This window comes from Filobacillus milosensis, assembly GCF_004402015.1.
GTDB lineage: Bacteria > Bacillota > Bacilli > Bacillales > Alkalibacillaceae > Filobacillus > Filobacillus milosensis.
Window position 1 is genome coordinate 213,894 of record NZ_SOPW01000001.1, and the last position, 14,026, is coordinate 227,919.

Consider the following 14,026-nt stretch of genomic DNA (forward strand, 5'->3'; position numbering starts at 1 on the left):
TCTGAATAGCCACACATTCAACTAATTACATGTGTGGCTTACAGAATTATTATAATCATTAAGATTATTGAAATGATTGAGATACATAACAAGCTAGTCCAGATCTTTAATAACTTTGATCCATTTTTTATTATTTCAATTGAATTTGACGATTTTATTTCTTTCTCTTTTTCATTTAGAGGTTGATTGTTCAACCTTTTTATTTTTGTAGTCCAAATTGTTTTTGCTTCTGCTGAGTACTGAAACCAATATATAAATATTATCCCACCTAAAATCATAGAGGTTTGTACGACATATTTAAGAATTACTAATATGCTATCCAATGTATTGAGCAACCTTTCTAGTATGTAGTATTACTAACTTTAAGTAACTAATATCTAATATATCAATCTTCAATAAAATTGTGGGAAGTTAATAAATTCCATTTAAACAACAAAAAAGGACTTAAAATGTCTAAGTCCTTTCACGAATAATCCATTTATGTAGTTGGGTAATAATTAATAACTCGAATTCCAAATTAATTCTTATTTCTTGCCAATTGTGTATCTCTAATGTTCTTCTGAATAGTAATTGCAGAAAATAAGCTAAGTACAAAAGCCATTCCATAAAACCCTTTTTCACTTAATGTAATACTCCCTGCATTGTATAAACCAATGGCCATTAAAGATATAGCTATAATTAAGGCAAACCAACTAACTCCATAATAAACACTTGTTACAGGTATTCCCTCTTCTTTGTCTCTTACTGCTTTTTGAAGTGATACAGCAGCATATAAACCAAACATTAAAATTGCAAAATAATATCCTTTTTCGTTCAACTGCATGGTGGCATTATACAATCCAATTAAATAAGAAATCGCACCGATTAATAACGCTGACCAAGCTGCACCTTTGAAGGCAGCAGTTGGCTCACCTTCCAATCGCTTAATATCAGTTTTAATTTTCCCTTTTTCTTCTTTATCTAATACAACATTTTCTTGTTCAGACATTGTAATATCCCCCTTTATTTAAAATACAAAATTATCTGTAAATATTATATATATACATTTTACCATAATTCTTCTCAACTGATATTACACTCTGACTATCTTTTTCATAACTCAACAGAAAATTAAAGTGACTAACATTTACTCTAGTCACTTTTTAATATAGATTGTATTTAATGTTTTTCACAGACCCTCTATTTCTTTAACTCCCACCCATTCTCTTACACTGTTAATAAACCATAGCTGGTCTACTTTTGATAAGTCTGAAACTAATATAGAGCGCTCATTAATTTTATTTTTGTTTAACAAATGCTGCCTATATGTACCAGCTAATAGACCATCAGAAATTGGCGGTGTATAGTATTGACCATCTAACTCATAAACTAAATTTCCATTGATAAACTCAGTGACAAACCCTTCCTCATTCCATAATAGGGTTTCGTCATAACCCTCTTCTTTATGCTTTTCATAATTCATACGTGAAGTGGTTTTGTGATAATATAAAACATCATTTTTATTGATCGGTTTTTTAGATAATGCTGTTGTTAATTGCTTTGGAAACTCATATAATGGTTTGACTTCCAAATCAATTTTTCCATCTGCAGAGAGCAATAACCTTAGTTTGTAGTTACCATCTATATTTTTAGATGCTGTTTCAAATACTGCGTACTCAATTTCTTCTATTGAACACTTATATTGAAAATATTCAGCAGATTGACTTAGACGTTTTTTATGTTCACCCCAGAACATTAATTTTCCATCAATTATTTTCATTGTCTCAAGTAATTGAAAGTTATCAGGTGTTTGTTTTAATACTTGAGCTTTTGCAATGGTTTCATCGTATTCACCATCCGATGTTGAATCCCAAGTGATACCTCCACCCACTCCGTAGACCGCCTGCTTTTCAGTGTGATCAACCCATACCGTTCGTATTGGCACATTAAAAATTGCCTTTTGATCAGGTGTAACCATACCTACAGCCCCGCAATATACTTCTCTCGGCGAAGTTTCAAGCTGATTTATTAATTCCATGGTACTTACTTTGGGTGCACCTGTAATGGATCCACAGGGGAAAATTGATTCAAAAATGTTCGTTAGCGAAATATCATCTCGTGTATCGGCTGTCACGGTTGATGTCATTTGATAAACCGTTGGATATGGTTCTATTTCAAATAAGTTCGGAACATTTACAGATCCTCGTTGTGCTATTTTTGATAAATCATTTCTTAATAAATCCACAATCATAACATTTTCAGCCTTATCTTTTTCCGATTCACTTAATTGCTTTTTATTTACTTGATCTTCATCATAAGTTAGACCGCGTTTGTTTGTACCTTTCATCGGTTTAGTCTCAATTTGTCGACCATCCCATGAAAAAAATAATTCTGGAGAAACAGAAATAATTTCAAAGTTATCAAAATTCAAGTGGCAAGTATAATTTGCTTGTTGAGACTGTCTTAATTGTTCATACAGAGCACTCGTATTAAGGGATTCAAACTCAGCTAAAAGACGTAACGTATAATTCACTTGATAACTAATCCCTTGTTTAATAGCTTCGTGAATTTGAGAAATAGCCTGATTATACTGATCACGCGACGTGTCACTTTCCCAAGTTAATTCATGGTTAAATTCTTTTTCTACCTTGTAATCTTTACAATAATCTTTATAGATTCCAAAATAAACGAGTGGAAGTCTAGTTTCTTTAAACGTTTTCATCCTTGGGTTAAACGCAGGTGATGCTTCATAACTTACATACCCTACCGCATAGTAATTCTTCCTCGAGTATTTCTCTACTTTGTTTAATGCAGGAATAACTTCTTCAAGTTTATTCGCAATAACAAAATCAACTGGTTCTTCAAAAAGATATGTATTGTCCTCTAACCACTTTTGTTTAAAATGTAAAATTTGTTTAGACATGATTAACTTTCACTCCGTGCTCTAGATCTAAAAAATTCTGCAGTAGTTGTTTTCCATGCTTTGTTAATATGGCTTCAGGATGATATTGTACCCCTTCAATTTGGTAGTGTTTATGTCGACATGACATAATCTCACCAGAAGATGATCTTCCTGTAACCATTAATTCTTCAGGAAAAGATTGCTCATCTGCAATTAAAGAATGATACCGCGTAACTTGAAGAGGGGCATCTAAAGTGTTATAAATATATTTTCTATCATGCGTGATTTGGTCTATTCTGCCGTGCATTGGTCTGCTTGCTTCAATAACACTCCCTCCAAAGGCTTCAACTATAATTTGAAAACCTAAGCATACACCTAGTAAAGGTACAGTCTCTTTAAGGGCATGTACCAAATTAATGGAATCTTTTTGTTCACTTGGATGACCTGGCCCCGGAGACAATATGACTGCCTGAGGATTTAATTTTTCTATATTAATGTCTGTTATGTCTTGATGGTGTATAACTTTGACGTCTTGTCCCGTTTCTTCCAAATAATGAACCAAATTATATGTAAATGAGTCCTCATGATCAATCATTAGAATCATTGAAGTCCATCCTCTTCTAAAAAAGTAGATAATAAATCGCGCAAACTGAATAATATATCTGCATGATGCGCGAGATAAGATCATAAATATAAAAACTCGAGGAAAGTATTTTTTCCTCGAGCTTTATTATAACGTGATTATTCATTATCAGCTAATACTTTCATGACATTTTTAACCGAATCAGCTGATTTGTCTAATTGAGCTTTTTCTTCTTCGTTTAAATCGAGTTCAATGATTTTTTCAAGACCATTGCCCCCTAGGATTGTCGGTACACCCAAGTACATACCGCTATAGCCATATTCACCTTCTAGATAAGCTATAGATGGCAGGATGCGACGTTGGTCTTTTAAGATAGCTTCGACCATTTCCGTAATTGAGGCAGCAGGTGCATAATAAGCTGAACCATTACCTAGCAGTCCAACAATCTCACCGCCACCTTTACGTGTACGTTCAACAATTTCATCCAGGCGTTCTTTAGAAATTAATTTTTCTAATGGAATACCGCCTGCAAAAGAATAACGTAGCATTGGGACCATGTCATCACCGTGTCCACCTAACACAAAACCTGTGATATCTTTAACAGATACATTTAGTTCTTGTGCTACAAACGTACGGAATCGTGCTGTATCCAGCACCCCTGATTGACCGATTACTCGATTTTTAGGGAAACCGGCTTCTTGGAACACAGAATATGTCATAGCATCTACAGGGTTAGTTAGGACGATAATAAAACAATCTGGTGAGTATTTAACAATTTCTTTAGTTACAGACTTCATAATCTTTGAGTTTGTTGCAACTAAATCATCACGACTCATTCCAGGTTTTCTTGCGATACCTGCAGTGATTACTACAACATCTGCCCCTTCTGTATCCTCGTAGTTTGACGTACCCATAATGTTGGAATCAAATCCTTGTACAGGACTTGCCTCTAACATGTCTAATGCTTTACCTTTTGTTGGATCTTCCATGTCTGGAATATCAACTAACACAACGTCTGCTAATTCTTTTTGAGCTACCATGAGTGCTGTAGTGGCACCAGTAAAACCAGCGCCAATTACAGACACTTTTCTACGCTTAATTGTCATTGGGTGTCCTCCTCCCAAATAATATTAATCCATGTTCTTAATTAATTCGTCACCGAACTCAGAACACTTAACTTCAGTAGCACCGTCCATTAAACGAGCGAAGTCATAAGTTACAACTTTGCTTGCAATAGTTTTATTCATTGCTTTATGGATTAGTTCACTAGCTTCTCTCCAGCCTAAGTGGTCTAACATTAAAGTACCAGATAGGATAACTGAAGATGGGTTAACTTTATCAAGACCTGCATATTTTGGAGCAGTACCGTGAGTCGCTTCAAAAATAGCATGACCTGATTCGTAGTTAATATTCGCACCTGGTGCAATTCCAATTCCACCAACTTGTGCAGCTAGTGCATCCGAAATGTAGTCACCATTTAAGTTCATTGTTGCAACAACATCAAACTCTTTAGGACGAGTTAGAATCTGTTGTAGGAAGATATCAGCAATTGCATCTTTAACGATGATCTTACCTGCATCTTCAGCTGCTTTTTGTGCTTGGTCTGCAGCTTCGCGTCCTTTATCTTCAACGATTTGGTCATATTCTTTCCAAGTGAAGACTTTATCACCGTATTCACGCTCAGCAAGGTCATAACCCCATGCTTTGAATGAACCTTCAGTGAACTTCATAATATTACCTTTGTGTACTAGAGTTACGCTCTTCTTACCTTCATTTAAAGCGTACTCAATCGCAGAACGTACTAAACGCTCAGTACCTTCTTTTGAAACTGGCTTAATACCGATACCTGAAGTCTCAGGGAAACGGATTTTGCTAACGCCCATTTCGTTTTGAATGAAGTTGATTACCTTCTTAACCTCATCAGTTCCTTCTTGCCACTCAATACCTGCATAGATATCTTCTGTGTTTTCACGGAAGATTTGCATGTCTACATCTTCAGGTCGTTTAACTGGAGATGGTACGCCTGAGAAGTGCTTAACAGGACGTAAACAAGTAAATAGATCTAATTCTTGACGTAGAGCTACGTTTAAAGAACGAATACCGCCACCAATTGGTGTTGTTAGAGGTCCTTTAATTGCAATTTTGTAGTCACGAATCGTATCTAAAGTTTCTGCTGGTAACCATTCACCTGTGTTATCTTTAGCTTTTTGTCCAGCTAGAACTTCTTTCCATTCGATGCTTTTTTCACCGTTATATGCTTTATCTACTGCTGCTTCTAATACACGAGAAGCTGCTGCCCAGATATCTGGACCTGTTCCGTCTCCTTCAATGTAAGGAATAATTGCATTGTTAGGAACATTCATTTTCCCATTTTCAACTGTAATTTTTTCACCTTTAGTCAAAGTCATAACCTCCTAGATTGCATATCATCTTTTTTTAAATTTAAACATCACAAAAGCCGGTTAACCCGGCTTCTGGAATTATCGTTGCTCAATCGGGGTATAAGCTTGTTTGCTTGGACCCACATAGTCAGCACGTGGACGAATTAAACGGTTGTTTGCATATTGTTCTAGGATATGCGCTAACCAACCTGACACACGGCTAACAGCAAAAATAGGTGTAAATAAATCATGGTCAATACCTAAACTGTGATAAACAGATGCTGAGTAGAAGTCAACATTCGCTGGTAAACCTTTATTTTCTTTAATGTAATCTTCAATCTTAACCGACATATTGTACCAGTTAGAGTTACCAGTGATTTCTGTTAATTGTCTAGACATTTCTTTTAAGTGTTTAGCACGTGGATCACCATTTTGGTAAACACGGTGTCCCATACCCATGATTTTTTCTTTATTAGCTAATTTTTCTTCAATGTAGTCTATTGCTTTATCTTCATCGCCAATCTCAGATAACATCTTCATTACACGTTCATTCGCTCCACCGTGTAATGGCCCTTTAAGTGCGCCAATTGCAGCTGTTACACCAGAATAAACATCTGATAGTGTAGCTACACATACACGTGCCGTAAATGTAGAAGCGTTTAGCTCATGATCGGCGTGTAATACTAATGCCTTATTAAATGCTTTAACTTCAATGTCTTTAGGTTCTTGTCCTTTTAACATGTATAAGAAGTTGGCAGCAAAACCTAAGTCTTTCTTTGGCGATACAGGCTCTTCACCTTTACGAATGCGCCCGAATGCTGTTACGATTGTAGAAATTTTCGCTTGCAAACGAAGAGCTTTTCTGCGGTTAGCTTCTTCCTCCATAACATCAGCTTCATCATCATATAAACCAAGCATGGAAATAGCTGTTCTTAATGCAGCCATTGGATGAACTGTTGATAAATCATAAGATTTTAAATGATCAATAATTTCTTGAGGAAGGCTCATGTTGTCAGCTAGTTCTTGTTTGAAAGAATCTAACTCAGATTTCGTAGGTAATTTCTGATTCCAAAGTAAGTAAATAATCTCCTCGAAGCTTGAATTCTCAGCCAAATCATCAATATCATAGCCAACATATGTCAACTTGTCATCAATAATTGAACTAATTGAAGATTCAGTTGCTACGATACCTTCAAGACCTTTAGGATTTGACATAGTATCTCTCTCCTTTTCCACAATTTAATCATAGAGCAATAAGTGTATGTAAACACACTTTCATCTATTATTCCTCTAGCATTTGTCCCACAGACCATTATAAACAAATTTCAAATGAATGTGAAATCTTTCTGCCTAAAAATAATATTATCTTTAAGATTTGCATAGATATTTATATATATTCCCTTTTAAAAATCGAAATAAACTTAAGAGAATATTCTAATTATGGAGTCGACTACCTGCATAGCTAAATATGCTATTCCAGCTCCTATTAATGGTCCGACTGCCACACCTTGGAAGAAAACAACAGCTAATATGGTGCCTATTATGAGTGCTGCTGTTAAGTGCGGATCATTTGCTAATAATTGCAATCCATCTTTTGCAACGTAAGCCACAAACATACCTGCCGCTAATGCAATCCAAGCGTAGTATGATTTAATACTTTCTAATAATTCGTTAAAACCTATTTCTCCAGTAGCAATAGGTACTAATACCGCTACAGTAATAATAACTACCCCTATAAATAGCCCTTTTGCTTCTAAATAAGGAAATATTTTATCATCTAATTTTAATAATTTTATGCCTAATAAAATGTAAACGGCAATCAAAATTGCCTGGTTTTTTGCTATAAAACCAAGCCCTAATAGAATAAGTAAAAACAATGTTGATGATGACAGCATGAATTATCCCAACTTTCTATGCTATAAACGTTTGAAAGGAATATATAAATGGCCGTTAATTACCTTAATCTATTTAAATTAATAGCTTGGCTAATTACCATAACTCTACTTGTTTATTATGTATTTGAATTCCTTTTTCCGTTCGCTGTCAGTTTAATTATTGCATTAATGATTAATCCAGTAGTACAAGTTATTCAGAAGAAGTTTCATTTAAATCGTAAACTGTCTGTGTTAACTGTATTATTTCTGATCTTACTTTGTTTCATAACATTTATTTCTTTTAGCTTAGTTGAACTCATTCACCTGTTACAATACTTAATTCGAATCATGCCTGACTCAATTGATGAGTTATTTATAAAACTCGAACAAATTAGTGCACAAACAATCGAAAGATCCTATCAACTAATATCCTCTTACTTTAATTCTGTACAACCTCAATCTCAGCAATTTTTAAAAGAGATAATTACAGAAGCGGTCAGGACATTAAAGGAGTATAGTCAACAGCTCTTAATTGTTCTCTTAAACAATGTAATGTCTAGTATTACAAATGTCTTAAAAGGTAGCTATTATCTATTATTCATTTTCATTAGCACCTTTTTCATTAGTGCTGATGGCCCTAAATGGCTTAAAACTGTAAAAAAGAGCATGCCCCAAGCCATTAAAGAAAAAATGTCTTCGATGAAAATCAATTTTATTGCCTTGGTTAAAAAATATGCGATAGCACAATTGATCATTGTGTTTATTACAGGGTCAATGGTCTTAATCGGACTAACATTTTTTGATGTGAGACATGCTCTTGCAATAGCATGTATAGCTATTATATTAGACTTAATACCTTTTATCGGGGTTAGTGCATTATTTGTACCATGGTTATTGTACTTATTTATAACGAGTAGTTATTTATTAACAATAGAAATTAGCATATTATACATCATACTAATTATTACTCGTAATATAATAGAGCCTAAATTAATAGGCTCTTCAATAGGAATCCATCCCTTAATGCTTATAATCGTTTTATTTGTTTTCGTTAATTTCTTTGGATTGTTAGGTTTTTTACTAGGACCGATTGCAGTTGTCAGTTTTCGAGCTCTAACCCAATCTGGTGTGACTCAATCAGCTTTAGATTATATTTTAACCCAATCTAATAATTCCGAAAAACTTTAATAGAACCTTTTCGAAACATCTCAGATAAAATTTTCTTCAACCAAACTTTAGCAGGCTTACGAGTTTGTGGTATTAACAATAGAAACCCTATCGCATCTGTAACAAACCCCGGTGTGAATAAAAGGACTGCACCAACTAGAATGGCAATACCGTCAATTATTTCTTCTGTTGGTGCACGTCCATGACCGAGCTCATATTGCGCTCGACTAAGCGTGCCTAGCCCCTGATTTTTAGCTAAATATGCTCCAGTAATGCCTGTTAGAATGATTCCAAATAATACAAACCACACATTAAATACATTACCCAGCCAAACAAATAAAGCTATCTCAACCGCAGAAATCACAACAATTAACAAAAACAAGATACGAAACATTTGGCATTCCCCTTATTTTAGATGACGCTTGTACGTCCTTGATAGATATTTCCATTAGATGGATCAATCGTAATCTCTTCTCCATCTTTAATTAACTTCATGGCATCCTTTACTCCTACGACAACTGGAATTCCAACATTTAATGCAACTACAGCTGCATGGCTAGTTAAACCACCTTCTTCAGTGATAATTCCAGATGCTTTGTTAATATAAGTCATCATGTCTCTATCAGTACCAGAAGTTACTAGAATATCTCCCTCTTTAAATTCTTTCTCTAATCGAGATGAATCAGTCGTTACAAATGCTTTTCCAGCTGCACCTGACTGTCCGATTCCTTGGCCTTTAGCCACAACATTCCCGACTACATGTACTTTAATTAAGTTAGTCGTTCCACTTTCACCTACAGGAACACCAGCTGTAATTACAACACGGTCACCATGACTAAATAATTCTGAATCTAATCCTTTATCAATAGCTAAAGCCAGCATCTCATCTGTAGTATCTACACGGTCACCTTGAATAGCGTGAACACCCCATACAAGGCTTAATTGGCGACTTACATGTTCTTGTGAAGTCACTGCAACGATTGGCGCCTGTGGACGATATTTCGATACCATTCTAGCTGTATTTCCACTTTCCGTTGGTGTGATAATCGCTTTAACAGATAGATCTTTAGCCAGACTTGCTGCAGAGTGACTAATCGCATCCGTAATGGTCAGATCAGATTCTAATAGACGCTCTTCTGTTAATGATTGATTAACTAAAGTTTTCTCAGTATAAACAGCAATATTGTACATTGTTGTCACGGCATCTACCGGGTAATCTCCCGCTGCTGTTTCACCTGACAACATAATGGCATCTGTACCATCATAAATGGCGTTAGCTACGTCACTCGCTTCAGCACGCGTTGGTCTTGGGTTTCGTTGCATAGAATCCAACATCTGTGTTGCCGTAATAACTGGCTTTCCAGCTAAATTACACTTTTGAATCATTGTCTTTTGAATAAATGGCACTTCTTCAGCAGGAATTTCTACACCTAAGTCCCCACGTGCTACCATAATCCCATCACTAACTTTAATGATTTGATCTAAATTCTCTACACCTTCGCGATTTTCAATTTTAGGGATAATTTTAATATGATCTGCTCTATTCTTTTCTAATAACTCTCGAATATCTAATACATCTGTCGGTCTTCTAACAAAAGATGCTGCAATGAAATCTACTCCTTCTTCAATACCGAATAAAATGTCTCTAGCATCTTTGTCAGTGATTCCTGGTAAATTTACTTTTACATTTGGAACGTTGACACCTTTACGATCTTTAATCGTTCCTGTGTTAAGAACTTTCGTCACAATCTCATTTTCATTTTTACGAACTTCAGTGACTTCTAAAGCAATGAGTCCATCATCTAATAAGATTTGTCTACCTTCTTCGATATCGTCAATTAATCCTTTATAAGTAATAGTGAATCGTTCATTAGTTCCTTTTACTTCATCCATTGTTAACGTTACAGTCGAACCTTTTGTTAACTCAGTTGCACCGTTTTCAAAAAATCCTGTGCGAATTTCCGGTCCTTTTGTGTCTAATAGTATAGCTATAGACTTACCTGTTTCTTTAGCTGCTTGACGAATGTTTTGGATTCGTTGATGCTGCTCGTCATGATCTCCATGTGAAAAATTCAAACGAGCTACATTCATTCCCGCATCAATTAACTGTTTTAATGTATCTACAGATTCTGAGGCAGGCCCAATCGTACATACAATTTTTGTTCTATTCATAACAATATGCCCTCCTAAATTGATAACTGATTCGAAAGATTATATAAATCTTTTGAGATTTTATTTTCTAGTTTTAAAGCTTCGATAATATCATGATGAACTAATTTATTATTTTCATAACCCACCATTCTACCTTTTTCTCCATTCCTCAATAAATCAACGGCGAAACCACCTAATCGACTAGCTAATACTCTGTCAAAAGCAGTAGGTGATCCTCCACGCTGAGTATGGCCTAAGACTGTTACTCGAGTTTCTAAATTCAACTTATTTTTTATCTGTTCAGCGTAATCAACCGCACTACCTGCTCCTTCAGCGACCATAATAATACTGTGCCGTTTTCCACGTTCATGACCGCGTTTTACTTTATCGATCACGTCGTCCACGTTGGGCGGAAACTCAGGAACTAAAATACTTTCAGCACCTGCGGCTAAGCCTGCCCATAATGCTAAATCACCTGCTTCACGTCCCATGACTTCGATAACGTAAATCCGTTCATGAGAAGTAGCTGTATCACGGATTTTATCAACTGCTTCAATAACAGTATTTAATGCCGTATCAAAACCAATCGTATAATCCGTACCAGGAATATCATTGTCAATCGTTCCAGGTACTCCTATACATGGTACACCTTTTTCTGTCAGTTTCTGAGCCCCTCTAAAGGAACCATCACCACCAACAACGACTAATGCTTCTATACCATGTGCATCAAGCTGATCAATGGCTTTTTGCTGTCCTTCTTCTGTTTTGAATTCTTCTGAACGAGAAGAGTACAGCATGGTGCCTCCTCTTTGAATGATGTCACCAACTGATCCAATATGTAATGGTTTTATTTCACCTTCAATTAATCCTTGGTAACCATAAAAAATACCATAGACTTCTATATCATTGTAAATGCAACTTCTCACAACTGAGCGAATCGCTGCATTCATGCCAGGTGCATCGCCGCCACTAGTCAGAATTCCAATTCTTTTCATTCAAAACACCTCGTTCATTCATTATGTGCTCTATTTTAAATCATATAAACTATAAATACCATGCTAACGCTGTATCAATCAAAAGTTAGAAATTTTTAAACGATTTAACAACATTAAGATTTAATAGCGCCAAAATTAAAAACGGAGCTGAATCATCAGCTCCGAACAATTGATGTGACTGCGCCAATTTGTTGATATTTCTCCCATCTTCCTTCTAATAAAGCATCTTCTGATTGTTGATTCAACTCATTGAGAGCTTCACGTAGAGTATTTCGAATGGCCTCCGATTGCTCTTTAATATTTCGATGGGCTCCACCTTGAATTTCTCCGATTACATCATCAATAACACCAAGTTCTTTAAGGTCATACGAAGTAATCCTCATTGATTCCGCAGCCTTTTGTGCTAAGTTAGAATCTTTCCATAATAGCGCAGCTGCTCCTTCAGGTGAGATTACTGAGTAAGTAGAATTTTCAAGCATGAATAAACGGTCACCAACACTAATACCTAAAGCACCACCACTTCCACCTTCACCAATAACGATGCAGATGATCGGTACAGTCAGACCTGCCATTTCTCTTAAATTTTTCGCAATGGCCTCACTCTGTCCTCGCTCTTCGGCAGCTTTACCTGGATAAGCACCTTTAGTGTCAATAAACGTAATAATAGGACGATTAAATTTTTCAGCTTGGTACATTAAACGCAATGCTTTGCGGTACCCTTCAGGATGTGGCATCCCAAAATTACGACGGATATTTTCTTTCGTGTCCTTACCACGCTGATGCCCAATAACAGTGACAGGGGTATCCTCAAATTTTGCGATACCACCTACTATTGCCTCATCATCACCATAATAGCGGTCACCATGAAGTTCTAGAAAATTGGTAAACAATTGTCCAATATAATCAAGTGAAGTTGGACGTTCTGGATGTCTAGCCATTTGAACACGATCCCAAGGAGACATGTTTCCATAAACTTCAGTCTCTAGACTTTCTAAACGGCTTTCTAATTTATTAATTTCATCAGAAAGGTCAATATCACTTTCATTTGTAAACTTTCTAAGTTCAGCAATTTTTTCTTTTAATTCGACGACAGGTTTTTCGAACGGTAAAACATGCTTCATGACATGCCACCTCCAGTCTGGTGAATTTCAAGTATGTTAGTTAAAATCTCTTTCATATCCGAACGGTGAATAACTTGATCCAATTGCCCATGATTAAATAAGAATTCTGCCGTTTGAAAATCATCTGGCAACTTTTCACGAATCGTCTGTTCAATGATTCTTCGACCTGCGAACCCTATTAATGCCCCTGGTTCAGCAAAATTATAATCACCTAATGAGGCGAAGCTTGCTGAAACACCACCAGTTGTAGGGTTTGTCATGTAAGAAATAAATAAACCACCTGAACGATTAAAGCGTTCTAATGCAACAGAGGTTTTAGTCATTTGCATTAGACTAAGTACACCCTCTTGCATACGTGCTCCGCCAGAAGCTGTAAAGATAATAAATGGAATTTGTTCTTCTCTTGCTTTTTCAATGGCTCTTGCAATTTTTTCACCAACAACTGAACCCATACTTCCCATTCTGAAGCGTGAATCCATCACGGCGATGGCTGTCTGTTGGCCATTAATATACCCTTTTCCTGTAACAACTGCTTCATTAATCCCAGTTTTTTTACGGTCTTTCTCTAACTTCTCTAGATATTCAGGGAAATCTAATGGATTCTGTGAAACCATATCTTCATCCCATTCTTCAAATGTATGACCCATTAAATGATCAATTCGCTCACGTGAAGTCATTTGGTGATGATGATCACAATTTAAACAAACCATTAGATTTTTCTCTATTTCTTTACGGTAAAAGATTTGACGACAAGATGGACATTTGACCATTAAGCCTTCGGGTACATCTTCTCGCTCATCGTTTTTATTTACTGTTGCGTATTTTTTCTTTTTATTAAAAAGATCTTTTAACAAATCGGATTCCTCCCTATTG

13 protein-coding genes are annotated in these 14,026 nt (G+C 35.8%); 1 reads left to right on the forward strand and 12 read right to left on the reverse strand.

Annotated features, from left to right (window positions below):
• Window positions 1–517: 517 nt before the first annotated feature.
• From yiaA to E3U55_RS01130, 7 genes are all read right to left on the reverse strand, one after another.
• Complete coding sequence (yiaA, locus tag E3U55_RS01100; RefSeq protein WP_134338478.1) at window positions 518–988, reverse strand: inner membrane protein YiaA; 471 nt, start codon at window positions 986–988, stop codon at window positions 518–520.
• Window positions 989–1,168: 180 nt separating this feature from the next.
• Window positions 1,169–2,902 (reverse strand): aminodeoxychorismate synthase component I, encoded by a 1,734-nt coding sequence (gene pabB, locus E3U55_RS01105; RefSeq protein WP_134338479.1) that lies wholly within the window; start codon window positions 2,900–2,902, stop codon window positions 1,169–1,171.
• Entirely contained in the window at window positions 2,895–3,485 is a 591-nt protein-coding gene (locus E3U55_RS01110) for an anthranilate synthase component II (RefSeq protein ID WP_134338480.1), read from the reverse strand. The genes pabB and E3U55_RS01110 overlap by 8 nt, the downstream gene beginning before the upstream one ends.
• Before the next feature lie 137 nt (window positions 3,486–3,622).
• On the reverse strand, window positions 3,623–4,570 hold the full coding sequence (gene mdh / locus E3U55_RS01115; RefSeq protein ID WP_134338481.1) for a malate dehydrogenase: 948 nt from the start codon (window positions 4,568–4,570) through the stop codon (window positions 3,623–3,625).
• A 24-nt stretch (window positions 4,571–4,594) separates the two neighbouring features.
• Window positions 4,595–5,866, reverse strand: coding sequence for an NADP-dependent isocitrate dehydrogenase (gene icd / locus E3U55_RS01120; protein ID WP_134338482.1), 1,272 nt, complete (start codon window positions 5,864–5,866; stop codon window positions 4,595–4,597).
• 78 nt (window positions 5,867–5,944) lie between these two features.
• Window positions 5,945–7,060, reverse strand: coding sequence for a citrate synthase (citZ, locus tag E3U55_RS01125; RefSeq protein WP_134338483.1), 1,116 nt, complete (start codon window positions 7,058–7,060; stop codon window positions 5,945–5,947).
• 206 nt (window positions 7,061–7,266) lie between these two features.
• Window positions 7,267–7,740, reverse strand: coding sequence for a DUF441 domain-containing protein (locus E3U55_RS01130; protein WP_134338484.1), 474 nt, complete (start codon window positions 7,738–7,740; stop codon window positions 7,267–7,269).
• Window positions 7,741–7,788: 48 nt separating this feature from the next.
• On the opposite strand from E3U55_RS01130, the gene ytvI reads away from it, so the two are divergent.
• Window positions 7,789–8,907, forward strand: a complete 1,119-nt coding sequence (ytvI, locus tag E3U55_RS01135) for a sporulation integral membrane protein YtvI (RefSeq protein WP_134338485.1) — start codon at window positions 7,789–7,791, stop codon at window positions 8,905–8,907.
• Here the strand turns inward: ytvI and E3U55_RS01140 are convergent.
• The 5 genes from E3U55_RS01140 to accD form a co-directional block, all read right to left on the reverse strand.
• On the reverse strand, window positions 8,885–9,280 hold the full coding sequence (locus E3U55_RS01140) for an FxsA family protein (RefSeq protein ID WP_134338486.1): 396 nt from the start codon (window positions 9,278–9,280) through the stop codon (window positions 8,885–8,887). The two genes, ytvI and E3U55_RS01140, sit on opposite strands and share 23 nt — an antisense overlap.
• 17 nt (window positions 9,281–9,297) lie before the next feature.
• Complete coding sequence (pyk, locus tag E3U55_RS01145; RefSeq protein ID WP_134338487.1) at window positions 9,298–11,058, reverse strand: pyruvate kinase; 1,761 nt, start codon at window positions 11,056–11,058, stop codon at window positions 9,298–9,300.
• 14 nt (window positions 11,059–11,072) lie between these two features.
• The gene (pfkA, locus tag E3U55_RS01150) at window positions 11,073–12,032 is read right to left on the reverse strand and encodes a 6-phosphofructokinase (protein ID WP_134338488.1); all 960 of its coding nucleotides are present in this window, start codon (window positions 12,030–12,032) and stop codon (window positions 11,073–11,075) included.
• A gap of 155 nt (window positions 12,033–12,187) precedes the next feature.
• The gene (gene accA / locus E3U55_RS01155) at window positions 12,188–13,153 is read right to left on the reverse strand and encodes an acetyl-CoA carboxylase carboxyl transferase subunit alpha (RefSeq protein ID WP_134338489.1); all 966 of its coding nucleotides are present in this window, start codon (window positions 13,151–13,153) and stop codon (window positions 12,188–12,190) included.
• Complete coding sequence (accD, locus tag E3U55_RS01160; RefSeq protein ID WP_134338490.1) at window positions 13,150–14,007, reverse strand: acetyl-CoA carboxylase, carboxyltransferase subunit beta; 858 nt, start codon at window positions 14,005–14,007, stop codon at window positions 13,150–13,152. Before accD ends, accA begins: the two co-directional genes overlap by 4 nt.
• Window positions 14,008–14,026: the final 19 nt, after the last annotated feature.